Below are 24,882 nucleotides of genomic sequence, written 5' to 3'. Positions count from 1 at the left end.
AGCGTCTGGTTTATCCGCAAGAATTGCGGTGTAATCATATCTGGCAAACCATTCTCATATCATGCCTCAAAACATGATGAATATATCGGCGCAGGAGGCTTTATGACATATGTAGCAATTCTGATTTTTGTACTGACCATCACATTGGTTATCTGGCAACCACGCGGATTAGGCATTGGTTGGTCCGCCATGGGCGGGGCCTTGCTAGCATTGATGTGTGGTGTCGTCAGTCTGAACGATGCTTCTGATGTGGCATCCATTGTATGGAATGCAACGCTCGCTTTTGTCGGCATTATTATGATTTCATTAATACTCGATGAGACAGGTTTCTTCGAATGGGCTGCCCTTCATATGGCGAGGTTGGCAGGAGGAAATGGGCGCAGGCTGTTTATCTATTCCATTTTGCTCGGGGCGGCGGTGTCGGCGCTCTTCGCCAATGATGGTGCAGCGCTCATTCTTACCCCAATTGTGCTCGCGATGGTACGTGCATTGAAGTTCGATGAGCGCATGGTGCTTGCCTTTGTCATGGCTAGTGGATTTATCGCCGATACAACATCGTTGCCGCTGGTCGTAAGCAACCTGGTAAATATCGTATCTGCGGATTATTTTGGTATTACATTTGTGGAGTATGCGGTGCGGATGATCGTACCCAATCTCTTTTCCATCGTGGCGAGTACAGGGATGTTGTTCTTGTTTTATCGCAAAAGTATCCCGCTTCGCTATGATATCTCTGCAGCACGTGATCCAAGGGAAGCTATTCGTGATCCGCGGATGTTTCGCATCGCCTGGTTCATGCTGGTGCTGCTGCTCGTGGCCTATGCTTCCAGTGAGTTTTTGCCAATTCCCGTATCGGTTATCGTTGGTGCCGTAGCTCTTTTGTTCGCCATATTGGCAAGAAAGAGCGAAGCAGTGGACTTGAAACGCGTGATCAAGGAAGCCCCATGGTCCATTGTCGTGTTCTCGGTGGGCATGTACATCGTGGTGTATGGACTGCGTAATGCCGGTTTAACCGATCACTTGAGCCGCTGGCTTGAAACTATCGCAGACCATGGTCTGTTGGCCGCCTCAGTGGGAATGGGCATGATCGCAGCGATATTGTCATCAGTAATGAACAATCTGCCCACCGTGTTAATTAACGCACTCGCGATTCAGGGTGCACACACCGAAGGTATTGTGCGTGAGGCGCTGATCTACGCGAATGTGATTGGTTCCGATCTGGGTCCCAAAATGACGCCAATTGGTTCGCTTGCCACATTACTGTGGCTGCATGTGCTGTCCCGCAAAGGTGTAAAAATTACTTGGGGATATTATTTCAAGGCAGGCATAATCTTAACCATTCCCACACTATTAATTACCTTGGCCGGATTAGCGTTATGGCTATGGATTCTGGGTTAGTAAAATCGTATTTGTACATTAACAATTATCGTATGATCCAACTTATTGTAAAAAGCTGCTCTTACACGCTGGTGCTACATACCAGCGATGAGGCAGTTTTTTTATTTCTTCTATAGAAGAAACAAATTCTCTTTCTACATTAAGCATGTACACAAAGGCCAGCATCCATAGTGCTGGCCTTCTTTTTTTACCTTCCCCAGGCTGAGGATTAAAATGCCTGGGACATAACCAGCGTTGACACAGCGCAGGGAACGGAACGCTTGTGTAAAGTCGAAGCGTATTCTGTTTAAGAATTGTTTATGAATTTTAAAACACCGAATGTAGTGGAGGGGAAGGAATCGATTCTGAAGAAGCGAAGTGTTCGCCTTTGTCTCCGAGTTTTAACATTATACATATCAAATCAAAAAAAATGGAGACAACAGCGATCGGAAGAACGATCCGTAACCGGAACGGCCACTCTAAAGTATTAGCGACTTATTCATTATGTGATTAAAATTTGGACACAATACGGATTGAAACAACGCGTCCGTTTCCGGAGCGGCCACTTCAGCGCAATTTTTCTCAAATTTATTTCAATTCACAGCCCAACATTTTTAACATTGCGTTTACAAAACATTGATTTTGAGATGACATAACGAAACTACAATGAATAAAGAGTTGATGGTGAACAAAAATAAAAGCAAATCACCGTCACTAAATTGGGGGAGGAAAACAAAACATGTTTAAAAAGTTGCCGTTCATTTTGATGACCTTAACATTCGTACTGGTACTCGCAGCATGCGGATCGAAAAATGACGCTGGTACAGAGGGAAGCAACAATTCCACAGGAGAAACTGCTACTGAACTTAGCGGTAACATTCTGGCTGTTGGTTCAACAGCACTGCAACCTCTGGTAGAGCAAGCTGGACAAAAATTTATGGCAGTTGATGAATATAAGAACGTAACAGTACAAGTGCAAGGCGGCGGTAGTGGTACTGGTTTGACACAAGTATCCGACGGACAAGCTACAATCGGTAACTCTGACGTATTTGCAGAAGAGAAAATCGATGATGCAGCAAAAGTAAGCGAACTGAAAGATCACCAAGTGGCTGTTGTAGCCATCGCTCCAGTAAGCAACAAAGATGCAGGTGTACAAGATTTGACGAAGCAACAACTGATCGACATTTTCTCTGGTAAAATCACAAACTGGAAAGATGTTGGCGGTGCAGATCAAGCGATCGTTATCGTAAACCGTCCTAGCAGCTCCGGTACTCGTGCAACATTCGAGAACTTTGCTCTGGGAACAAAAGTAGAAGATATCCAAGGTTCTATTCAGGAAGATTCCTCTGGTACAGTTAAAAAGCTCGTAGCTGAAACACCGGGCGCAATTGGTTACCTGGCTCTATCCTACCTGGATGACAGCCTGCAAGTTTTGAAATACGAAGGTGTAGAAGCAACAGTTGAGAACGTAGAAGCAGGAACTTATCCGGTATGGGCTTACGAGCACATGTACACTAAAGGTGATCCGGATGCAGCAACACAAGCATTCCTCGACTACATCCTGAGTGATGAAATTCAACAAAACGACGTGACGGAGCTTGGTTACATCCCGGTATCCGGCATGAAAGTAAAACGTGACGCAGCAGGCACTGTGACTCAATAATCTTTGAACTTGCGCATACAGCGAGAGAGGCGGACCCAGGTCCTGCCTCTTTGCGCGGTTTGCTCTGGAATAATCCCATATTTATGAATTCTACTATAGAAGGATGGTTGTTATGGAACAGACCGAAGGGGGAACGGTAATGAACAACAAGTTGAAACCACGCCGGCCCTTGAGAGAGAAGCATTATTGGGAAGAGTGGACGGGACGGATCTATACGTCGATTTGTGTCGTTTTCCTGATCGTTGTCATGTTTTCCATCGTTTATTTTGTAGCGTCCAAAGGCTTGTCGACCTTTTTCCAGAATGGCGTAAGTTTACGCGAATTTTTATCCGGAAAAACGTGGAATCCAACGGGGGAACCCGCTGCCTACGGAGCGTTGCCGTTCATTACCGGTTCATTCATAACAACTTTGCTTGCAGCTCTGATTGCAAGTCCGCTTAGCTTGTGTGCAGCGCTCTTCATGACCGAGATTGTACCAGGTAAAGGTAAAAAGATATTGCAACCTGCGATTGAGTTGCTGTCCGGTATTCCTTCCGTAGTGTACGGGTTTATCGGTCTCAGTGTGATCGTTCCTTTATTGCGCAGCATGTTTGGCGGAGCCGGCGTCGGGATTGCAGCCGGATGTTTGGTTCTGTCTGTTATGATTTTGCCTACCGTAACAAGCATTATGGCAGATGCACTGTCTGCACTGCCGAAAGGTCTGCGTGAATCATCCTACGCACTGGGTGCAACCCGCTGGCAAACGATCTACCGTGTCATTATCCCGACGGTTCTTCCAGCTTTACTGACAGGGATCGTACTGGGTATGGCTCGCGCATTTGGTGAAGCTCTTGCCGTACAGATGGTTATCGGGAATGCACCGCATGTACCGACATCACTGCTCGAATCGGCTTCAACGTTAACGAGTGTAATCACCCTGAGTATGGGTAACACCACGATGGGATCTGTTCATAATAATGCACTGTGGAGTATGGCGCTTGTCCTGCTGGTGATGACCTTTGTCTTTGTCATTCTGGTTCGCCTGCTTGAAAGGAGGAACCGGGTATGAAAATGAAGGCTAAAACGGTAGATAAAGTTGCCACATCCATTATCGTTGTTCTGGCGCTGTTCATTGTTGTTCTCTTGCTCGGTTTGCTTGGCTTCATTCTGGTACGTGGAATCGGACAGATTAACTGGCACTTCCTGACCAGTGCACCACAGTTGCTCAAAGGTGGAGGCGGGATTGGACCGCAATTATTCAACTCGATATTCCTGCTTGTCCTGACATTGATTATTACGATTCCGCTCGGATGGGGCGGCGGTATTTATATGGCTGAGTACGCCAAGCCGGGCCGGATCACAAGTTTTATTCGACTCGTTGTCGAAGTGTTATCCTCGTTCCCGTCTATCGTTATTGGTTTGTTCGGACTCTTGTTAATTGTTAATACATTTGGTCTTGGATTCTCCTTATTATCGGGTGCCATGGCCTTGGCTATATTCAATCTTCCACTTATGGTGCGGACAACAGAGCAAGCGTTCCGGGCCGTTCCGAAAGAGCAGAAGGAAGCGGGTCTTGCACTCGGATTGTCCAAATGGAAAATTATCACCTCCATTCTGCTGCCTGTGGCATTGCCAAGCTTAATCACGGGTACGATCCTGGCATCGGGCCGGATCTTCGGTGAAGCAGCAGCCCTGATGTTCACAGCGGGTATGAGTAGTCCACCGTTGGACTTCACGGACTGGAATCCAACGAGTCCAAGATCTCCAATCAATCCATTGCGTCCGGCAGAGACGCTGGCCGTGCACATCTGGAAAGTAAACAGTGAAGGCATTGGCCCGGATTCCAAAGAAGTAGCAGCTGGCGCTTCAGCCGTGCTTGTACTTCTCGTACTAGCGTTCAATCTGAGTGCACGCTGGATCGGTCGGGTGGTTTACCGCCGTATGACAGCTTCGAAATAAGGAGGAACCAACATGGCCATACCTTTTGGTACGGAACAGTTAAGCATATATTATGGGCATTTTCAGGCAGTTAAACAGATCAGCCTGACGTTTCCCGAAGCCAGTGTAACGGCACTCATTGGACCATCCGGCTGTGGTAAATCCACGTTCCTGCGGTCGCTCAACCGGATGAATGACGAAATTGCCGGTTCCCGCACCGAGGGACATATCTGGATGGATGGTAATGATCTGAACGAGCCGGGCACGGATGTAATCAAGCTTCGCCAGAAGATTGGTATGGTATGGCAGAAGCCCAATCCTTTCCACAAATCCATTTATAATAATATCGCGTTTGGCCCCCGCTACCGCGGTATCAAGAACAAGAAGGCACTGGATGAAATTGTGGAAAAAAGCTTGCGCCGTGCTGCGCTCTGGGACGAAGTGAAGGACAGACTGAACGAGTCTGCCCTGGCCCTTTCGGGTGGACAACAGCAGCGGCTCTGTATCGCCCGCGCGTTGTCGGTTGATCCGCAGATTTTGCTGCTCGATGAGCCGGCATCTGCGCTTGACCCGGTATCAACGGGTAAGGTGGAGGAGTTGATCTCGGAGCTCAAGAAGGAGCTTCGGATCGTAATTGTTACCCATAATATGCAGCAAGCGGCACGCATCTCGGATTATACGGCTTATTTTTATCTGGGAAGCATGGTTGAGCACGGAGATACGGAGCATATTTTCACCAATCCGGACAATCGTCTGACTCAAGAATATATTATGGGACGGTTCGGTTAACGGTTATATTGGATGGAGTATGAGATCGAGATAGATTTATAGAGATAGAAGGAAGCATAACACTCGGGCGAGGTCGTTCGGGGGTTATGCTTTTTTACATCATCAGATATATGGAATAGTTTGCCAAAATAAAAACAATCATGCTACGATATTTGTAAACACTACCTTTCATCTGATAAAAGAAGGAGATGTGACTCATAACTACCCATAAAATTTCCCATGACGCCATGGCAACTGAAATTGTCTCGCATTATACCATTGAAAAGCCCTCGGTTTCCTTTATCCGACATAATGAAAACTTAACGTATCAGGTGGTTGATGATTCAACCGGACAGAAGTACCTATTGCGTATACATAAAGCCGCTTTTGCAAGCATGACGGGCATTCAGCATACACGACCTGCACTTGAAGCGGAGATGAGCCTACTTCATGAATTACGGGCTACCAGCCCGTTGCGAGTGCAGAAACCTATACGCAATAAAGCGGATGAGTGGGTCACCGTCTGGTTGGACGAAACAGGGGAAGAGATCTGTTGTACCGTTTTGGAGTGGATTGAGGGCAGGGATATCAAGCAGGGAGAACGTCTGACAACAGCGCAGATTCATGATTTGGGCGTACAGTTGCAGACGTTGCACCAATATGGACGACGACCAACGGGAGCTCCTGAGCCACAGGTGGGTTCACTGAAGTCTGAAAGCGGACAGCAGATGAATGACCGTGATCAGCATGCTGATAAGGCGATCATCGCAGAGATGTATACCGATAGCGACAGCCCTGCCTTGGAGCATACAGAAGTAAGACCAGCCTATGGCTCGATCAAAGAGAATCTGGTCATGCTGGAACAATTGGAGGAAGGCGTTAGACGTGGCATCTTTACTCCTGAAGATTTCGATTTGATTCGCAAGACGTTTGAGAACATTAACGGTCAACTCGAAACGTATCCGCACAATGCCGAGACATGGGGAGTGATTCACGGGGACATCACCCGCGGCAATCTGTTAGTGACGGAACAGGGGATATCCATGATTGATTTTTGTTTATACGGTTATGGCTACTATCTATTTGATGCCGGAGGTGCGGCTCTTATTTTCAATCGGGAGGAACGGGATGTCTTCCTATCGGGTTATAGTGAGAAGACAGGACCACTAACGAAGCGTGATATTCGTTTAATGGAAGGATTCATGCTGATCTTTACGTTCGGCTATTTTGCATTCCAGATGGAGAATGAGTCCAGGTACGAATGGATGAAAGAGCGAATGCCTCTTATATGCAGTAAATTTTGCAAACCATATGTACAGAACGAGAGTATTTTCTATGAGTTATAATTTGTGATTTCTAGTGGGTGGGTAGCGCTATGAAGAACATTCGTGCAAAGAGAGTTGCATCGAAGGGGCAGTCTGGTGGCTGGAAGCATGCCGGATTGCTACTTAGCGGAGTGGGCATATCCAATCTGGGTGATTTCATATATATTGTGGCGATTAACCTGATGGTATTGAATATGACACAGTCTCCAGCGGCAGTCGCAGGGTTGTGGATTATCTCGCCGATTGCTTCGGTGTGCACTAAGTTTTGGTCAGGCAGCCTGATTGATCGTTATGATCAGCGACAGCTGATGATTGGTGCTGATATGCTACGGGCATTGTTGGTGGCGGCGCTCCCACTGATGTCCAGCCTATGGATGATGTATGCAGTGATGTTTTTGATCAGCATGTCTTCATCTATATTTGTCCCTTCCTCTCAGGTATACATTACCCGGTTGGTACCTGCTGAACGGCGCAAGCGCTTCAATTCCCTACAAGCCCTGATCAGCTCAGGGGCATTTATTACCGGCCCAGCAGTTGCAGGAGTGATGCTGATTTATCTATCTCCGGCGGCAGCCATTTATGCCAATGCGATTTCCTTTGCTGCTTCTGCGTTGATTCTAATGTTTCTTCCCAAACTGGGCATTGGAGAACAGAATATAGGGACGGGAAGCAGACTGACACCTCGGATGATTGCCCAGGATTGGAGAGCTGTACTGAGCTTCAGCCAGAAGTCGGGCTACGTGGTCGGTATATATGCGCTGTTCCAGATTATTCTGGTCGTCGGCATGTCGCTGGATGCCCAGGAAGTGGTATTTATCCGTCAGGTGATGAACCTGCCTGAAGCGCAGTACGGAGCATTAATGAGTATCACCGGCATCGGTTATTTGGCAGGCTCCATGCTGGTTTGGCTGTTCGCCAAACATTTGCCGATCCGTCACATGATGGGTGGCGGTGTACTTCTGGTTGCGCTAGGTTATTTCCTGTTTGCCCGTTCATTCTCGTTTGAACTGGCGGCGGTTGCCTTTATTCTGCTCGGTCTGTGCTCGGCACTGGCGAATACGGGCCTGGTTACTTTTTATCAAAATAATATCCCTGTCGATCTGATGGGGCGAATGAGCAGTGTACTTGGACTGGTGTTAAGTGTGCTACAGGTGGCTTCCATTTTGATTGCAGGCGTAGTGGCAGAGCGGTTGTCGCTTCGTATGGTATATACGGTTGTATCCGGGGTTATGGTGCTGGCAGCGTTGGGCTTGTGGGTGACGAGCATGTTTCCTTCCCGAAGCAGATATTACGATGAACCGGCGAAGCCCAAGGCAATGGTGGGGTGAAAGGCAGGAATACGGCAAATACAGTTCTAGTACAGAATAAAGGTTGCCTGAATACCCGAACCGTTCAGTGGAACATAACATAAATAGTATTAAACACAGATATTGGCTAATAGAAAATGAAAAATGTATACGCTTTCGAGATGAAACGCATTAACACATTCATGTGATGAAAGTTTACAGTTTATTCGTTTATCTTGTGTATAAAATGGGAATAAGCAAATATTCGCTAAGAAATCGTTAAGTTTGTTGACACTGATCTTCCGGTCGATTAATCTTAATGAGAAAGTATTAAAAACTTCAATTATCGTTCTGGTACAAGATCAGAATGGTTCCATACAGCGAATGATAGCGAGCGGGAGAGACCTGAGCTTGTCGAGTAAAATGGCAGCTGTCGGGCACCGAAGGAGCAAGCTGCTACGCACCCGGCGCAGCGGTTAATCTCTCAGGTAAATGTACCATCGTTGGACGCAACTCTGGAGAGTGCGCGAACTGCGCCACCCAAGGGGTATATGGTCAAGCAGCACGGTGTGCAGGGTGACATCACCTGTGAATACAGGAATGCATCGATCCGCCGCGCTGCTTATCATGAAACTCTCAGGTATCGAGGACAGAGAGAGGGCCTAGGGCCTTCTTCTGTCCTTTTCTCATGTCATCATTCAGTAATAAAGGAACATTATGGGTGTACGTCTGGATGAAAATGACGATTATAAATGGAGGGTTTGCGATGCGTTTTAAAGACGTTTTTTCAATTATTGGTCCGTCCATGACAGGTCCATCAAGTTCACATACGGCTGGAGCGGCAAGATTGGGGCGAATTGCCCGTCAGTGGCTGGGATGCACGCCTGAACGCGCCCGATTAACTCTATACGGCTCGTTTGCTGATACGTATCAGGGGCATGGTACGGATCTTGCGTTGATTGGTGGCCTGCTTGATTATGTGACTGATGATCCACGTATACCGGATGCAGAACAATATGCAGAGGAAGCGGGTATGGAGGTAGAGTTTTTCACAAGCGGCCTGCCTGCTCCTCATCCCAATACGGTTAAGATTGAGCTGTGGCACGGAGACCGTGAATGCTCATTAATTGGTGCTTCCATCGGCGGGGGCAGTGTTTCCGTGCATGCATTGAATGATTTTCGTGTACAGATCAGCGGAGAGTTCCCCACACTTGTACTGCGACATTCGGACAAAGCAGGGGTGCTCGCTTCGGTAACCTCCACCATCAGTTCGTCCGGGGTGAACATCGGGTACATGCAAGTGGATCGGAAAGCCCGGGATGGTGAAGCACTGACAGCGATGGAGATGGATGGTGTGCCGAATCCTGAGATGTTGAACCGCCTGCGGTCGCTGGATCATATGCTGGACATTCGCGTGATTGATTTGAAGAGAGGGGTCGAGCCTGATGCGGTTTAAACATCTACATGAACTGAATACCATCTGTACAGCAGAGTCCAAGACCATTGCCCAGCTGATGATCGAAGAGCAGGTTCAGGAGACGAATATCCCGGAAGCGGATGTTGTGCGGCAGATGTCGGATTACTACCAGGTGATGAAGGAAGCTGTACACAAAGGGCTGACAGAAGATACGACATCACGCAGCGGCTTGACTGGTGGAGATGGCAAAAAAATGGCTGAGTACATTCGTAAAGGTGAGACTTGTTCTGGAGATGCCTCTGCACTGGCCATGGCGTATGCCCTTTGTGTATCGGAAGTGAATGCCTCCATGGGTCGGATCGTTGCGACACCGACAGCCGGTTCCTGCGGCATCATTCCGGGTGTATTTATCAGCTCCCAGGAGCGTTTTGGCTGGAGTGACGAGCACCTGGTGAACGGTCTGTTCTGCGCGGGAGCGATCGGTTATGTCATTGCCAACAATTCATTTATCTCCGGTGCAGAGGGTGGCTGTCAGGCTGAAGTGGGTTCTGCTATCGGTATGGCCGCTGGAGCCATGGTGGAGCTGCGTGGAGGGACGCCGGAGCAAGTGGTTCATGCGGTTGGTCTCGCGTTAAAAAATACATTAGGCCTTATCTGCGATCCGGTCGCAGGCCTCGTGGAAATTCCGTGCATCGTCCGTAACGGACTGGGTGCGGTAACCGCTTTGGCTGCGGCCGATATGGCGCTTGCCGGGGTGCGTAGTGCCATTCCGTCTGACGAAGTCATTGATGTCATGCTGGAAGTGGGCAGTGCGATGCCAAGCAGGCACCGTGAAACGGCCCAAGGTGGGCTTGCTCAAACGCCGACAGGACGGAAAATGATGGAGAAGCTTGCCAAACCAAAGGCGAAGCGTGCTGAGCCTGAGGCTGAAGCTGAGACTCCTGCTGAAAATAAACCAGAAGCCAAGGCATAATACCCATCAAAATGAACTGAATTTAACTCGTGGAGCCTGAATCATTAACGGTAATGATCTGCTCTCTCATGATATGAAAGCCGATATGAATTCTTCTTGGTGAAGAAGCGTATCGGCTTTTTGTTGTTCCAACAAAGAAAAATAAAAAGGTATTGACGTTTATATATCGTGTTGATATATTACTTATTGTTATATATCAATACGATATATATGACCGAGAATAAGTTATACAACTTAAGGAGATGGATAATATGAAAAGTGTTTTTCAAACGAGTATTCTGTTTTTGAAAAATGGAGCTACAGTGGTCGGGTTAATTACAGCCGTACTGTTCCAGGTTTTTTTTAATACCATTTGGCTTAGTGGATATGATCAGGTAAATGCACGGATGAATCAGCTTGCAGTAACTATCGTAAATGAAGATGGGGCTGCGGCGGAGCCTGTGGCAAAGTCTCTTGCAGAGGGCCTTAATTTCGCGATCAAACCCTCGGCAACTATGGAAGAAGCAAGGCGGATGTTGACGGACCGGGATGTATACATGATTATCGAGATTCCATCCGGTTTCATGCAGCAGGCGGGAGACTTGTCGAGCCCGGTGGCGGTGAAGTATGTGATGAATGAATCCAATGTAGCTACCGTAAAAAGTGTGATGCAGACCGTATCCGCACAAGTTACAGCGACGTTGAACCGTGAAGTACAGCAAAACAGCATTCGGGGAGTGCTGAATCAATCAGGTATGGCTGACGATCAGGCGAATGTTATGGCAGCGGGGTTATCTTCCCGGGTGGAGGCAGAAGTGGAACGGCTGAATCCAGTTCATAATTTTGCTTTTTCCATGGTACCGATGTTGATTGTGACGGCTACGTTTACAGGTGCAATGCTGCTTGGCATGAATCTGCAAAAGGTTTCTGGTGAACTCAGTAGCAGGGCAGGGAAATGGGAACGTTTCTGGGCACGAAATATCATCAATGTTGGTGCTGCATTTATCGTATCGCTCGTTGGAGCAGGAATGATGCATGTGATGGGTGTATCATCAGCAGACGGATGGTGGATGTTATGGTTATTTCAGTTGTTGATTACTTTATCTTTTCTATTCGTGGCGCAATTGAGCTTGCTGCTGCTTGGAAATGCTGGGGCATGGTTAAATAGTGCCTTGTTGCCTCTGCTGATGTTGTCATCAGGCGCAACCATTCCTCGCGATGTCATGCCTGATTTCTATCAACAGATCGGACATTATCTGCCGGCAACCTACGCGGTGGAGGGGATGATGAATCTGGTGCTTGGCGGCAACGGGATTAGTCGTGATGTTATGCTTCTGGTGGTGATTGGAGCGGCGACGTTGGTTCTGGGAGTGATATGCACGTGGATCAAAGGTTCAGGTCCTGCACAATCCGGCATTCCTTTGGAGTCCAAGTCTGCACCGACACCTGTCGCTCTGACTGGGAACCTGCCATCACCTGATCGTGGATAACATGGATGATAATGATACACCCCCGTTTAACCAGATAAACCAATCCGTGAGCGGCTTATGATGTTGAACGTATAAGGGAGGATGTGATACGTTAAGAGGAATTGGAAAGGAGCGGTACACCGATGAACACGCAGCAGGTCATCCTCGGAATACTGCACAATCAGCCATGTTCCGGATATGAGATTAAGCAGTACTTTGAACAATATTTTTCATTTTTCTTCGATGCCAGCTTTGGCACCATATATCCTACACTTGCCAAGATGGAAAAGTCAGGGTTGTTAACCAAGGAATCCGTTAGACAAGAAGGGAAACCTGACAAAAATGTGTATACCTTAACAGCGGAAGGGTCTGCGGAGTTCAATACCTACTTGATGAGTCCCCTGGAAGCCGAGGTGTTCCGTTCTGATTTTCTGATGCGTCTGTATTTCGGAGAGCTGGCGGATGAAGATACTGTCACAGGCTGGGTACGGTCAGAGTTGAATCGTAAAGAATTGCTGTATGCTGAGCTGCAGCGCCAGATGAAGCAATTTGGCGAACAGATCTCACCTGCACAGCGTTTATGTATGCAAGTGGGGCTTGTGCAATACGAAGCTACCATCCGATTGCTCAAGGAGCAGTTAGCCTCGCCACAATAGTTTTCAATAGTATCCATCCATGTCTCAAATCAATTGACGATCCATCCATAACGCAGAAAAGCGCTTTACAGATCAATAACAGGTCTGTGAGCGCTTATTCGGCATTGCCTTCAGTACGTTGGAATTGCAAGGGTATAACAAAATTAAGAAGCTACGCGATATCTGTACTTAGTACAGCATATCCATATGCGGGCAGCTCAACGGCCAAGATTCCCTCTTCCTTGGCTGTGCGATAATTCTCGCCAAATAACTCCGTCCATTCTCCGGCGCCTGCCTCCAGCTCGACAATAGCTGTTTCTTCCGAACGATTGAACAGGATCAGAATGCGCTCTTTCTCATCCTGTCGTTCCATCACAAGCTGGCTTCCGCCTTCGCGGGCCTGCAGGAAGCGAATGCTGCCTTCTGCACGCAGGGCAGGGTGGGCATGGCGAAGTGCGATTAGCTTCTGATAAAAGGTGAACAGCTCGCGGTCCTGCTTCGTCTCGTCCCACTCCATACATTTCCGACAACCGGGATCATGATCCCCGTCCAGCCCAATCTCGTCTCCATAATAAATGCACGGAGTGCCCATATAAGTGAATTGGAACAGCGCGGCCAGTTTCATCTTCCGCTGGTCGCCCTCACATAAGGTGAGCAATCGTGGTGTATCGTGGCTGTCCAACAGATTAAACGCCACTTCGCTGGCTTGCAGCGCATAGCGGGACAGCTGTCGACCGATCGAGTTCGCGAACTGTTCGGCGTGCATGATATCTTTTACAAAAAAACGATTCACGGCTTCCGTAAATGGATAGTTCATCGAGGCATCGAACTGATCGCCTTGCAGCCAGGAGGAGGACTCATTCCATACCTCACCCAAGATATAGGCATCCGGATTCGCAGCCTTGACCACACGGCGGAAGTCACGCCAGAACGCATTATCCACTTCATCCGCGACATCCAGCCGCCAGCCGTCGGTACCCACTTCCTTGATCCAGTATTCGGCCACCTCCAGCAAATATGCCTTCACCTCAGGATTTTCCGTATTCAGCTTCGGCATGTGGGCTTCGAATCCGAAGGTTTCATACGTAGGAATGCCATCCTTCACGTCCAGCGGAAATTCATGTACATGGAACCAGTCCTTGTATTTGGACTTCTCCCCGTTTTTTTGTACATCCACAAACGGCGCAAACGTCTTCCCGGAATGATTGAACACCGCATCCAATAGCACCCGGATTCCGCGCGCATGGCACAGCTCAACAAGCCGTTTGGCTGTATCTGCATCACCAAAATGCCGATCTACTCGCAGATAATCTTCGGTATCGTATTTGTGATTGGTTGTTGCCTCGAAGATCGGTGTAAAATAAATGGCGTTGATGCCCAACTCTTCAAGGTAATCCAGATGGTCGATGACGCCCTGGAGATCACCACCGAAAAAGTTAAATGGGGTCGGCTCACCACCCCACGCTTCCACATGTTCTGGATCAAGGTCAGGGTTGCCATTGGCGAATCGTTCAGGGAAGATCTGATAGAAAATCGCATCCTTCACCCATGCAGGCGGTGTAAATACAGCTCCGGGGTGGATATACGGGAACTGGAACATGTGACCAGGATCGTTTGGTTCATGCGTTTGGAAATCCGTTTCGGTCATCCAGATCTGTTCTGTGCCACTTTTTAGCAGGAAGGAGTACTTCAGACGGTGATACGGAGGCTTTACTTGCCCCTCATAATAATCAAACATGGAATCGGATGTATATTTGGTTAAAGGAACCAGTTCTTTGGTACGATCCCAGGCGTATTTGTCCCCAGTCAGGGCATGTACCTCGGTGAGATCATTCTTTTTGGCACGCAGACGCAGACGAATGGTATCCTTATCGTAGGCATAGGCCCAGTTCCGTTTCGGTTGATGAAAGATGGCTTCCAGCAGCATGTTGAATTTCCTCCCGTCGTATACACATGTATTATGTGAGCAAGTCGCAGCATTCGATGCAGAATCATGCGAAGCGGATAATTAAGGTATAATTTAAAATAAAAGGACATCAATGATCGCGAGATCACCATTCGTACATTTTATATAAGTAAGATACTTCATTATGTTTCAAATATATAATTAACCCAAAGGGTGGAGAAAGGAAACGGATGCGGGCATGAAAACGAAACTGTTATACATTGAAGACGATACGGAAATTGCTACATGGGTTAGGGCCGACTTGGAGGAGCGCGGATATGAAGTGGTATGGCTGGGAAGTGGTGAAGGTGCGGCTGAAGCTGCCGGGGGCTGTTCGTTGGTTATTCTGGATGTCATGCTGCCGGGACTGGATGGATTTACGGTAGGACAACGACTCAAAAAGGAACATCCTGAAGTGCCCATTGTTATGCTTTCGGCCAGAACGTCCATTGACGACAAGCTGCACGGGCTTGATTTTGCCGATGATTATGTAACCAAGCCATTCCATCCCGATGAACTCGCCGCACGGATTGAAGTCCAGCTTCGGAAGGCAGGTACTGCAATCTCAGCTGATACGGTGGTGAAACTGGACCACTTGTCCATCTATGAGAAGGATCACCGGATTGTGAATGAGGAGACGGGGGAAGAGATTATTTTATCAGGCAAACAGTTTCATATCTTCGCCTATCTGCTCAGGCATATGGGCATGATTCGAACCAAGGAACAGATCTACGAAGCCGTTTGGAACGAGCCTTACCTGGACGGTGATAAGACATTAATGGTACATATTCGGCATCTGCGCGAGAAGCTGGAGCGTGACCCGGCGAACCCGACCATCATTCAAACCGTTCGTGGTGTCGGGTATCGTGTGAAGAAGCCATGAGCAAAAAGGCGATGATGCCCGATCCATCCAATAGAGACAGAGGAGTGAAACGAAGCTTTTTGGGTAAACGGAAAATGCGTTTTGGACGTACCTTGATGTCCCGGTATATTCTCCTGATCTTGGCGGCAGTTTTGTTTGTGCCAGTCGTTCTCCCGATTACATCCATCATCTATGTGGTGGTGGTGAACAATACGAATACGGGGAATACGGCACCTTATGGGGATGTCACAAAAATCAGCAACCTGTGGACGCGGGAATCCGAGAAGCTGGGTGGGGCGACCTCTGACGAAATTAATCAGCGTATGGCACAGCTGCACCACAAATATCCCAAATCTTCGATGTACCGTGTGGACCAAAACGGTAAAACGGTATTTATTCTCCCTGGAGAGGACGTTGTTGTCTCGGAACTCACCGTGGATGGAATGACAATGACCACAATGAAATGGACGCTGGATCATCAGACAACAGAGACTCAGATTCCCTCGAAATGGAATGCGAACATTGCCCTGGAATTTATGAAGGAAGCGTCCTATCGTGATCCGCTGACGGTAGTTTCTTTTGTAGGCGGAGATAGCGAAGACAAGGGACAAGGCTTTATGGTAATTGAGGTTCCAAGGTATCTTTTGCAAAAGCCGCAGAATAATTGGCCTATGGAACTCTTGTATTTGGGTGGATTAATGATGATTATCTTCCTCTTATTTATCATCATGTCTATCCTGTTCTTTGCGCGAATTCGCAAGCGGCTTATCCGGCTCCAGACGGCGATGATCACTCCGGGCAAGGAAGGAATCCCACTTCCTGTCGAAATCCGCAGATCGGACGAGATCGGACAGCTGGAGGAATCGTTTAATGAAATGGTGCATCAGTTAACAGACAGCCGCCACCGGGAGCGGGAGGAGGAACAGCTGCGCAAACGTCTAGTTGCGGGATTGTCACATGATCTGCGTACACCGCTGACGGTCATTCGCGGACATATGCATTCCCTTCACAAAGAACCACTAAGCATGGCCGCGGATACTTCATTGCGTCGTATGGAAGCCAAGATGGATGATTTGAGCGGACTGATCGATAACATGTTATCGTACAACCTGCTCACCAGCGGGAAATATACATTGAAGCTGGAACAGAAGGACGTCCTGCGAATCGTTAGAGAAACAGCAGCGGCCTGGTATCCCGTATGGGAGAAAGAGCAGTTTGAGATCGATATCGATCTGCCGGAAGAACCGTTGATCTGGCAGGTGGATGAGCAGGGATTACGTCGTGTTCTCGATAACCTGTTTCAGAATGTCATCCGTCATGCAGTGAGTGGAAAATATATTGGCATATCAACAGAACAGATCCATGGGGAGACAGCTCTTGTTATTCATGATAGGGGCCCAGGATTGCAGGAAGATTCGGATACCAAAGGAACGGGTCTGGGGTTATCCATCGTGGATCTGCTGATTCGTGAGATGGGACTGCGGAAGAGGGTGCACAGCTCCGAGAATGGATTGCGGGTGTTTCTCTATAGCGGCGGGGAAGCTGGCAAACCGAGGCCCTAACCTTTTTTTAAACTAAACTTAAACTTCAGGCGGCTTCAGCTTTAACCTTGGAAGGTTACGATGATATCCGAGGTGATCAAACAGTGAGTGATAACATTATTCAAACCGCTAACTTATGGAAAACATACCGGGACCGTGCGGCGGTCCGTGAACTTGATCTGCATATTAAAAAAGGAGACATCTACGGCTTCCTTGGTCCCAACGGGGCTGGTAAAACAACAACCATTCGTATGCTCCTTGGCTTAATCAAGCCGACCAAAGGAGTCATCCGTATCTTCGACAAGGATATCCGCAAGGATCGCATGGACATTCTTCGACGTGTAGGTTCGTTGGTTGAATATCCGTCCTACTATGGACATCTGAACGCGGTGGAGAATCTGGAAACCTTGCGCCGGATATTGGATGTCCCCAAATCGAGGATTGCCGAAGTGCTTTCCATCGTGGATCTGACCCGGGATGCCAAACGTTCCGTAAAAGGTTACTCGCTTGGCATGAAACAGCGGCTGGGGATTGCGAGTGCCCTGCTGGGCCAGCCGGAGCTGCTGATTTTGGACGAGCCGACGAACGGGCTTGATCCGGCGGGTATTCAGGAGATCCGTGAGCTAATCAAACGTATGCCGTTGGAGCATGGCATCACCGTACTTGTGTCCAGCCATTTGTTGAGTGAAGTGGAACAGATGGCGAGCCGGGTGGGCATTATCCGTGAAGGGAAAATGGTTCTTCAGGATACAATCGCCAATCTGCATAGCCAGACGGGCAGCTCCATTCGACTGACCGTTTCCGAGCCGGAAGAAGCGATGAAGCTGGCACGAGAGCAGGGACAATTCGGTCAACGTGAAGGAGCGGCACTTACGTTCCCGTACATGGATAATAGCGCCATTGCCTTGCTGGTCCGTCGATTGGTTGAGCAGGACCATGCGGTCTATCGTGTGGAAGAGCACCGTCAATCTCTGGAAGACTTGTTCATGCGGGTTATCGGCGAGGGGGCGGCGATATGACGGGCCGTGCGTTATCGTCTGACTGGCTCAAAATTCGTGGTAAAGGCATCTGGTTTCTCGTTTTTCTGGCACCCATTGGACTGACAGTAATGCAGGCTCTGAACTTCGGGCTTCGTTTGGGCTATCTGAAAGAACAGTATGGGGATCATTTGTGGGAGGGTTTGCTGGACAATGTGGTTGTTTTTGTACCACTTGCCTTGATGCTGGGGGCGACGATTCTCAGTTCGATGATCGCAAATGTTGAACATGAGCAGGGATCATGGAAGCAATTGCTGGCGATGCCAATCCCAAGACCTGCGGTGTACCTGGCCAAGTTCCTGCTCGCTTGTATGCTGCTCATCATCTCCTGTTTGTTATTAACAACAGGCATTATTGGTCTGGGACTGGTGCTTGGATTCAACGCGGGTGAGATTCCCTGGATACATGCAATCAAGCTGGGCTTACTGCCACTGGCTGGAGCACTTCCAGTGTTATCACTGGAGCTATGGCTGACGATGGTAAGCAAAAATCAGGCTCTTCCGGTCACTCTCGGCATTGTACTCGCGGTAATGGGCATGTTCGCACTCAGTATCTCACCATACTTTCCGCTTGCATGGGCACAGATGGCTTGGGTCAGCCCAAAACCATTTGTGTACGTCGGTTTGGGCGTAGGTTCGGGTCTCCTGATCATGTTGCTGGGGATGATGCATTTTAGCCGGAAGGATGTGGCCTAAGATGAGTTTTGCAACAACCTATTTCCGAATCCTGTCCTCTGAGCGACTCAAAATGGGCAAATCACCTGTCTGGCTTCTGATTCTACTGAGTCCGTTAATTGCGCTGCTGATTGGGCTATTATCCACACCTTCAGATCAATGGAGTGTGCTAATGGGCTCAATGGTCTTTCTGCACGGTTTGTTATTGCTGCCCATCCTGACCGGCGTATTTACGTCTTTCGTCTGTCGTTTCGAGCATGCGGGTGGAGGCTGGAAGCAAATGCTGGTGCTGCCGCTCACCCGTACGGGCGTATATGCGGGCAAATTGACCATCGTGATTCTGCTTCTGGCAGGTACACAATTGCTGTTGCTCGGGTCCATCCTGCTGGCAGGTATGATCCAGGGCATGACGGATCCTATCCCATGGGGATTCCTTACAGGAAAGCTGCTGCTGGGGCTATTCGCTTGTGTGCCGCTCGCTGCTCTTCAAATGTTCGTTTCCTTGGTATGGAGCAGCTTTGCAGCACCACTAGCATTGAACTTTGCGTTAACCGTACCGAACATTCTGATCGTGAACTCGGCTACGTTTGGCCCGTATTACCCTTGGGCGCAACCAATGATTTTAATGACACCGCTTGAAGGTGGAGGATTCGGAGCGTACAATGTTCCGCTTGGGACTATGCTGGCAGTGGTTGGGGGTAGTGCAGTTCTCTTCATTTTAATCGGAGTGTTATATTTTAGAAAAAAAGAAATTTAATTTTCGCAATTAAGTTGTCTAATAAATTCCTTTTAAGCAAACATAGACCTCAGTTATTGACGAGCTATGTCGCTTAAAGGGGATTTTTTTGTCGTTTATACATGGTTTTTGGTGAAGAGATTGTAAGCAAATTTGAACTGGAATCTGGTAAAATAAAAAAAGCTGTTTCTAGGAAGGCTTACATGGTTATTCGAGGGTAGGCCCATTTCTCCGAAAATTATATTTTTTGGTTGTTAGATGAAGATATAGGCTAAGAAAAGAGGGGTAAGCCTTGGATATTAATAAAACGGAAACCCTAAAGCGCATTATTTCTGAGGGAAGTTCTTACCAATCATTGTTTTTTAATCACCCGGATGCCATATATGTGATGGACATCCATGGAAATTATATTGATGCCAATCCCTCGATTGAGAGGATCTCAGGGTATACTTTTGAAGAACTCCGTAGCTTGAATCGAGATAGAATATGCCCTCCCGAGAGTGAGGAGTCACGTAAAGAATACATTCGCGAGGTACTGGCTGGACATTCAGTCAGTAAATCGATCACGTTTTATCATAGAGACGGTTCTCTGAAACAGGCCGAGATTACCTATGTACCCATAACGGAACAAGAAGTTATCGTGGGGATATACGGTATTGCCAGGGATGTAACCGAGATCGTAGAAGTCGAACGTAAGTTGCATGAAACGCAGGAGAAATATCAGATACTGGCGGATCATGCCCAGGACCTGATCACCACGACGTCCATGGATGGCAAGTTGCTTTACGTCTCACCTTCCGTCTATCCTTTGCTCGGATATCGTCCGGAGGAAGTCACAGGCAAGCTCCTGAAGGATTACTGTTACCCCGGGGATTACCCTGAACTTCTGGAGATGTCGTCGAGTGGGAATGGCTGCAAGATGCGGGTGCTTCATAAGAAGGGGCACTACATCTGGATGGAAACACTGGCAAAGCCTGTGGCCGGAGAAGAGGGTAAGAATACGCAGATTGTAAGCGTCAGCCGGGATATTACCCAGCATAAAAACGCAGAAAGACGTCTTAGAGAGAGCCGTCAACGATACAAATCTCTGTTTGAACATAATCCAGCAGCGGTATACTCGCTGAATCTCGAAGGCAAATATACTGCAGTGAACCGGAATCTGGTCAAAATGCTGGATGTACCTCGAAGCAAATTGATCGGGCAGTCCTTTCTTTCGCATTTGGATAAATGTGAAGTACACGGAGGGCAGGCATATTTCGAACTGGTGAAGCAGGGGAAACCTCAACATTATGAAACGCGGATCGTGAATTCCAGTGGCCGGAAGGTAGATGTATCTATCATTAATGTTCCCATCATTGTGGACCAGGAACTTGTGGGTGTGTATGGAATCTTGTCTGATATTACGGAGCGTAAGGACTATACGGAACAGATTCAGGAGCTTAGCAAACAGCATGCCCTGATTCTTAACACGGTTACAGAGGGCATCTACGGATTGGACGCAGATGGCATCACCCGATTTATGAATCCGGCTGCTGCTTCCATGTTCGGCTACGAAGCGGAAGAGTTTGTCGGCAAAAGCTCGCATCCTATCATTCATCATTCACGTGCAGACGGCAGCTATTTCCCAAAAAATGAATGTCCTATTCATATGACAGTGATGGATGGGCAGCGCCGTACAGTGAAGGAGGATGTGTTCTGGCGCAAAGACGGAACCAGCTTTCTGGTGGAATATCAGGTTACACCGATTATCGATGAGGGTCAGATTCGTGGCGCCGTTATCGTGTTCAATGATGTGACTGGTGATCGCGAAATTGTGCGCGCCAAGGAAACCGCTGAACTTGCAGCACAGGCCAAGTCGGAATTCCTGTCCATGGTCAGTCATGAAATTCGGACACCAATGAATGGAATCGTAGGCATGACTGAATTGCTGATTGGCACGGATTTATCAGAGGAACAGCGAGAATACGCCGAGATCATCCGTGAGAGCGGCGATGCACTCTTGAATATCTTGAATGACATCCTTGATTTCAGTAAATTGGAATCCGGGAAAATGGCTTTGGCCTATGAACCGTTCTCGCTGCGGATCATGTTGGAGCAGGTTGCGGAACTTTTCTCCCCTAAAGCGGAAGAGAAGCAGTTGAAGATCCGATATCGTCTCAATCCCGACATTCCTGAGTTTATGGTGGGCGATGCGATGCGTATTCGGCAAATTCTCGTCAATCTGGTGAGCAATGCCATGAAGTTTACGGATCAGGGGAGCATTGATGTTACTGTGGATATTATTCGCGGCAGCAGACCGGAAGCGAGTGTGTTGGATTTCGCGGTGAAGGATACAGGGATCGGTATTCCAGAGGATAAGCTGGATCAGTTGTTCCAGTCATTCTCTCAACTGCATCCTGTCATTAACCGCAAATATGGCGGGACAGGTCTTGGATTGGTCATCTCGAAGCGGCTCGTGGAGATTATGGGTGGCAGTATCAGTGTGGAGAGTGAAGATGGAAAAGGATCAACCTTCCGCTTCGCTGTGCCTGCTACAAGTGTAGATGCGACTGCAGAGCAATCTGCACGTCAATTCAGCCATGATCGAACACGCCAAGGGGATAAAGTGGCTATGCGTATTCTTGTTGCCGAGGACCACCCAGTAAACCGAAAGATTTTGACAGAGTATCTGGAGAAGCTTGGTTACCAAGCAGATGTATGTTCGAATGGAGTCGAGGCTATCGAAGCCATTTCACAGAATGCCTATGATATTGTTCTCATGGATCTTCAGATGCCTGTTATGGATGGACTCAAAGCGACAGATCTTGTACACCGATTAATTCCGCAGGAGCGTATTCCAGCTATTATAGCGGTAACCGGAAATGCCAAACGTGAAGACAAGGAAGCTTGTCTGGAGATTGGGATGCGTGACTTTATCAGCAAACCCGTTATGCTGAGTGAACTGAAACGGGTGCTTCAGCAGTGGGGGCCGACGGATGAACCTCAGCTTGCACCAAGCTGAAATCGTACTCCCAAGGTGGATAAAAACAAACAAACACAAAAATGCCAATAACACTTCTGAATCAGGAGGTTATTGGCGTTTTTGTGTTTCTGATTATTTTGTTATGGACCATCCTTGAATAGCTGAACTGGTCAAGCCAGGGTAAGACGATTGATGTTGCCTGACAAAACCTCACAGGAGCGCTCAAATTTCTCGCGTTCAGATGCATCCAGGTTTAATTCGATTATCTCTTGGATCCCATCCCCGCCAATAATGGCTGGAACACCTGCACATACGTTGCTCTGTCCATACTCTCCATCAAGGATCGCGGACACGGCAATAATCTTGTGTTCATCATTGAGAATCGAACGGGTAATATGTGCGAGTGCGTTACCGATTCCGAATTGAGTGGAACCTTTACGAGTGAATATTTCCCAACCGGCATCTTTCGTTTTGCGGGCGATATCTTCCAGATCCAGATGTTTGAAACGTTCCTTGTGCTGCTCCATAATGTGCATAATCGGTTTGCCTCCGATGGTAACATGCGACCATGCGACGAACTGGGATTCCCCATGCTCCCCGAGAGCATATCCGTGCACGCTGCGAGGATCGATGGAGAAGACTTCGGACAACAGCGTTTTGAGCCGTGAGGAATCAATAGACGTACCTGTCCCAATGACTCGTTCACGCGGAAGACCGGACAGCTTCCATACCATATAAGTTACTATGTCAACCGGATTGGCTGCGACGACAAAAATCCCTCGGAATCCGCTATTCATGATGGGAACAACGATGTCTTTGGCGATGGACTCCGCTTCTTCCAGGATATCCAAACGAGTCTGCCCTGGCTTCGGATTCGCTCCGGCAGTCAGGACAATGACGTCCATACTGCCGCAATCTGCATAAGTGCCAGCGTATACCTTTGTGCGGTTATGCGTGAAGTCCATGCAATGGGAAAAATCCAGCGCCTGTGCAACCGCGCGATCATACGTCCGGTCAACCATCATAATTTCTCTGCATATCGATTGATTAATCATGGAATACGCACAACTTGAACCGACAAGTCCCGCCCCGATCACCGCTACTTTACCTGATTTGCCTAACACTGCCGTTCAGCCCCCATTACCATTTGATTTATCCGTTCACAATGATACATATGTTAAGTATAGTCCTTTATTTTATGCTAATAATTGCTTCTACGTTACATAAGATAACACATGGAAAAGCTGCACAGCAATGATTTCCTCTGTCGCGGGAGCGTATTGGAGTGGTGGAGTTAACAAAATTGACATGAATAATTCATTTTCATAAAAAGTGACGGCGTTTGCATCAGCATATTTCGACATGACAGCATTCATGTTCATTGTCGGATGAAGGGTTATTTTTACGAATGAGGCAACTGACAAAAGTTCTTATGAATCCGCAGAAACAGAAGAAAAGCGTCAAAGGGATCAGCAAAGAGACTGACGAATACATACGGACAAGCAAATGAAAAATGCGTACTTGATCTATGAGACAGGTCGACCCGATCCGATGACAGTTCCAGAAGGGAACGCTGAAGCCACTACCTTGTACCAAAAAGACTTCATTCCGGGAGGGAATAATAATGATTGCAGAAGCAGGAGCAACGACGGAAACGGCCAAGAGCCTGGGCATTGGTGCCAGTACTCTTCGTAAATATGCGGCAGCACTTGAGGAACAGGGATACCGATTTGAACGTTCCGCCAACAAATCCAGACTGTTCAAGTCGGACGATATCGAGTGCATAGAACGCTTGATGACAGAGCTTAGGGAACATAACCTGCCGCTTGCGGATGCTGTAGTCACCGTACTGGCTCCAGAAGTGCCTGTGATGGCAGTGGAGGATGCTTCGGAGACGGAATGTGCGGCTACGGTGATGCCCGCAATATTTCCTGAGGCACCTGAACCGACTGGAGCCCTAAGATCTTATGAAGGTCTGGGACAACTCGTGAGTGAAGTGACATACGGTGCTGTCGGACAGCAGGATGATCAGGTCCAACTACTGCAGCATCGGGTGGACGAACTGGAGTTAACGCTGCAGCATCTGGCGGATACCCATCTTGCTCTTCAGGAGCAGATGGAGAAGCAGCGTCTTTGGATGAATGAGAAGCTGGAAGAGGAGCGGGATCGTGAACTGGTCACCAATCTGCGCAGCTTCCAGGGAAGAAAACGCAAACCCAAAGGAACATCGCTCCGAATGTTGTTTGGGCTGCTGCCCAAAAAGCACAAAGAAGCCTGAGAACTCGGCCCATGCTCGTCGTGATTTTACACAGATAGCTT

The 24,882-nt window shown here is 48.1% G+C and carries 20 protein-coding genes and 2 riboswitches; of the genes, 18 read left to right on the top strand and 2 right to left on the bottom strand.

Features of this window, described 5'->3' with window-relative positions:
- Positions 1-102 precede the first annotated feature (102 nt).
- The 11 genes from DC345_RS23210 to DC345_RS23160 all read left to right on the top strand — a co-directional run bounded on the left by DC345_RS23210 (position 103) and on the right by DC345_RS23160 (position 12,827).
- The gene (locus tag DC345_RS23210; RefSeq protein ID WP_113055167.1) at positions 103-1,395 is read left to right on the top strand and encodes an arsenic transporter; all 1,293 of its coding nucleotides are present in this window, start codon (positions 103-105) and stop codon (positions 1,393-1,395) included.
- A 718-nt stretch (positions 1,396-2,113) separates the two neighbouring features.
- The gene (locus DC345_RS23205) at positions 2,114-3,037 is read left to right on the top strand and encodes a phosphate ABC transporter substrate-binding protein (protein WP_113055165.1); all 924 of its coding nucleotides are present in this window, start codon (positions 2,114-2,116) and stop codon (positions 3,035-3,037) included.
- Between the two features lie 139 nt (positions 3,038-3,176).
- On the top strand, positions 3,177-4,085 hold the full coding sequence (gene pstC / locus DC345_RS23200) for a phosphate ABC transporter permease subunit PstC (protein ID WP_099858708.1): 909 nt from the start codon (positions 3,177-3,179) through the stop codon (positions 4,083-4,085).
- 2 nt (positions 4,086-4,087) lie between these two features.
- Complete coding sequence (gene pstA, locus DC345_RS23195; protein WP_024632234.1) at positions 4,088-4,975, top strand: phosphate ABC transporter permease PstA; 888 nt, start codon at positions 4,088-4,090, stop codon at positions 4,973-4,975.
- Between the two features lie 12 nt (positions 4,976-4,987).
- Entirely contained in the window at positions 4,988-5,743 is a 756-nt protein-coding gene (gene pstB / locus DC345_RS23190) for a phosphate ABC transporter ATP-binding protein PstB (protein ID WP_113055163.1), read from the top strand.
- A gap of 227 nt (positions 5,744-5,970) precedes the next feature.
- Positions 5,971-7,068, top strand: coding sequence for a phosphotransferase enzyme family protein (locus tag DC345_RS23185; protein WP_113055162.1), 1,098 nt, complete (start codon positions 5,971-5,973; stop codon positions 7,066-7,068).
- Between the two features lie 29 nt (positions 7,069-7,097).
- Positions 7,098-8,375 (top strand): MFS transporter, encoded by a 1,278-nt coding sequence (locus tag DC345_RS23180; protein WP_113055160.1) that lies wholly within the window; start codon positions 7,098-7,100, stop codon positions 8,373-8,375.
- 343 nt (positions 8,376-8,718) lie between these two features.
- A riboswitch (glycine riboswitch) is annotated at positions 8,719-8,842 on the top strand.
- Positions 8,843-8,846: 4 nt separating this feature from the next.
- Positions 8,847-8,988: riboswitch (glycine riboswitch) on the top strand.
- A 111-nt stretch (positions 8,989-9,099) separates the two neighbouring features.
- Positions 9,100-9,789 carry an L-serine ammonia-lyase, iron-sulfur-dependent subunit beta gene (sdaAB, locus tag DC345_RS23175; RefSeq protein ID WP_024632230.1) on the top strand — a complete coding sequence of 230 codons (690 nt, stop codon included), beginning with the start codon at positions 9,100-9,102 and terminating at the stop codon, positions 9,787-9,789.
- On the top strand, positions 9,779-10,723 hold the full coding sequence (sdaAA, locus tag DC345_RS23170; RefSeq protein WP_113055159.1) for an L-serine ammonia-lyase, iron-sulfur-dependent, subunit alpha: 945 nt from the start codon (positions 9,779-9,781) through the stop codon (positions 10,721-10,723). The genes sdaAB and sdaAA overlap by 11 nt, the downstream gene beginning before the upstream one ends.
- Positions 10,724-10,974: 251 nt before the next feature.
- Positions 10,975-12,192: a YhgE/Pip domain-containing protein gene (locus DC345_RS23165; RefSeq protein ID WP_181586705.1), complete on the top strand. Its 1,218-nt coding sequence runs from the start codon at positions 10,975-10,977 to the stop codon at positions 12,190-12,192.
- Positions 12,193-12,314: 122 nt separating this feature from the next.
- A complete protein-coding gene (locus DC345_RS23160) occupies positions 12,315-12,827 on the top strand; it encodes a PadR family transcriptional regulator (RefSeq protein WP_113055155.1) in 513 nt (170 codons plus the stop codon).
- A gap of 151 nt (positions 12,828-12,978) precedes the next feature.
- Here DC345_RS23160 and DC345_RS23155 read toward each other — a convergent pair whose 3' ends face one another.
- On the bottom strand, positions 12,979-14,733 hold the full coding sequence (locus DC345_RS23155) for an alpha-glycosidase (protein ID WP_113055153.1): 1,755 nt from the start codon (positions 14,731-14,733) through the stop codon (positions 12,979-12,981).
- Positions 14,734-14,950: 217 nt separating this feature from the next.
- On the opposite strand from DC345_RS23155, the gene DC345_RS23150 reads away from it, so the two are divergent.
- The 6 genes from DC345_RS23150 to DC345_RS23125 all read left to right on the top strand — a co-directional run bounded on the left by DC345_RS23150 (position 14,951) and on the right by DC345_RS23125 (position 22,602).
- Positions 14,951-15,634: a response regulator transcription factor gene (locus DC345_RS23150; RefSeq protein ID WP_099858628.1), complete on the top strand. Its 684-nt coding sequence runs from the start codon at positions 14,951-14,953 to the stop codon at positions 15,632-15,634.
- A complete protein-coding gene (locus tag DC345_RS23145) occupies positions 15,631-17,175 on the top strand; it encodes a HAMP domain-containing sensor histidine kinase (protein WP_181586704.1) in 1,545 nt (514 codons plus the stop codon). The genes DC345_RS23150 and DC345_RS23145 overlap by 4 nt, the downstream gene beginning before the upstream one ends.
- 83 nt (positions 17,176-17,258) lie before the next feature.
- Positions 17,259-18,173 carry an ABC transporter ATP-binding protein gene (locus tag DC345_RS23140; RefSeq protein ID WP_113055320.1) on the top strand — a complete coding sequence of 305 codons (915 nt, stop codon included), beginning with the start codon at positions 17,259-17,261 and terminating at the stop codon, positions 18,171-18,173.
- Positions 18,170-18,886 (top strand): ABC transporter permease, encoded by a 717-nt coding sequence (locus DC345_RS23135; RefSeq protein ID WP_113055151.1) that lies wholly within the window; start codon positions 18,170-18,172, stop codon positions 18,884-18,886. Before DC345_RS23140 ends, DC345_RS23135 begins: the two co-directional genes overlap by 4 nt.
- A 1-nt stretch (position 18,887) precedes the next feature.
- Positions 18,888-19,622: an ABC transporter permease gene (locus tag DC345_RS23130; protein WP_113055148.1), complete on the top strand. Its 735-nt coding sequence runs from the start codon at positions 18,888-18,890 to the stop codon at positions 19,620-19,622.
- A gap of 271 nt (positions 19,623-19,893) precedes the next feature.
- On the top strand, positions 19,894-22,602 hold the full coding sequence (locus tag DC345_RS23125) for a PAS domain-containing hybrid sensor histidine kinase/response regulator (protein ID WP_113055147.1): 2,709 nt from the start codon (positions 19,894-19,896) through the stop codon (positions 22,600-22,602).
- A gap of 131 nt (positions 22,603-22,733) precedes the next feature.
- Here the strand turns inward: DC345_RS23125 and DC345_RS23120 are convergent, their stop codons facing one another.
- Complete coding sequence (locus DC345_RS23120; RefSeq protein WP_113055146.1) at positions 22,734-23,687, bottom strand: L-lactate dehydrogenase; 954 nt, start codon at positions 23,685-23,687, stop codon at positions 22,734-22,736.
- Positions 23,688-24,187: 500 nt separating this feature from the next.
- On the opposite strand from DC345_RS23120, the gene DC345_RS23115 reads away from it, so the two are divergent.
- Positions 24,188-24,841 carry a LexA family transcriptional regulator gene (locus DC345_RS23115; RefSeq protein WP_113055143.1) on the top strand — a complete coding sequence of 218 codons (654 nt, stop codon included), beginning with the start codon at positions 24,188-24,190 and terminating at the stop codon, positions 24,839-24,841.
- Positions 24,842-24,882: the final 41 nt, after the last annotated feature.

The organism is Paenibacillus taichungensis (assembly GCF_003287275.1).
GTDB lineage: Bacteria > Bacillota > Bacilli > Paenibacillales > Paenibacillaceae > Paenibacillus > Paenibacillus taichungensis_A.
This window is presented reverse-complemented; position numbering and strand designations above follow the sequence as displayed.

Bases quoted from the DNA above. Each gene is read 5' to 3' on its own strand.
- DC345_RS23210 (WP_113055167.1), top strand. From the start codon at position 103: ATGACATATGTAGCAATTCTGATTTTTGTACTGACCATCACATTGGTT.
- DC345_RS23205 (WP_113055165.1), top strand. From the start codon at position 2,114: ATGTTTAAAAAGTTGCCGTTCATTTTGATGACCTTAACATTCGTACTG.
- pstC (WP_099858708.1), top strand. From the start codon at position 3,177: ATGAACAACAAGTTGAAACCACGCCGGCCCTTGAGAGAGAAGCATTAT.
- pstA (WP_024632234.1), top strand. From the start codon at position 4,088: ATGAAGGCTAAAACGGTAGATAAAGTTGCCACATCCATTATCGTTGTT.
- pstB (WP_113055163.1), top strand. From the start codon at position 4,988: ATGGCCATACCTTTTGGTACGGAACAGTTAAGCATATATTATGGGCAT.
- DC345_RS23185 (WP_113055162.1), top strand. From the start codon at position 5,971: ATGGCAACTGAAATTGTCTCGCATTATACCATTGAAAAGCCCTCGGTT.
- DC345_RS23180 (WP_113055160.1), top strand. From the start codon at position 7,098: ATGAAGAACATTCGTGCAAAGAGAGTTGCATCGAAGGGGCAGTCTGGT.
- sdaAB (WP_024632230.1), top strand. From the start codon at position 9,100: ATGCGTTTTAAAGACGTTTTTTCAATTATTGGTCCGTCCATGACAGGT.
- sdaAA (WP_113055159.1), top strand. From the start codon at position 9,779: ATGCGGTTTAAACATCTACATGAACTGAATACCATCTGTACAGCAGAG.
- DC345_RS23165 (WP_181586705.1), top strand. From the start codon at position 10,975: ATGAAAAGTGTTTTTCAAACGAGTATTCTGTTTTTGAAAAATGGAGCT.
- DC345_RS23160 (WP_113055155.1), top strand. From the start codon at position 12,315: ATGAACACGCAGCAGGTCATCCTCGGAATACTGCACAATCAGCCATGT.
- DC345_RS23155 (WP_113055153.1), bottom strand. From the start codon at position 14,733: ATGCTGCTGGAAGCCATCTTTCATCAACCGAAACGGAACTGGGCCTAT.
- DC345_RS23150 (WP_099858628.1), top strand. From the start codon at position 14,951: ATGAAAACGAAACTGTTATACATTGAAGACGATACGGAAATTGCTACA.
- DC345_RS23145 (WP_181586704.1), top strand. From the start codon at position 15,631: ATGAGCAAAAAGGCGATGATGCCCGATCCATCCAATAGAGACAGAGGA.
- DC345_RS23135 (WP_113055151.1), top strand. From the start codon at position 18,170: ATGACGGGCCGTGCGTTATCGTCTGACTGGCTCAAAATTCGTGGTAAA.
- DC345_RS23130 (WP_113055148.1), top strand. From the start codon at position 18,888: ATGAGTTTTGCAACAACCTATTTCCGAATCCTGTCCTCTGAGCGACTC.
- DC345_RS23115 (WP_113055143.1), top strand. From the start codon at position 24,188: ATGATTGCAGAAGCAGGAGCAACGACGGAAACGGCCAAGAGCCTGGGC.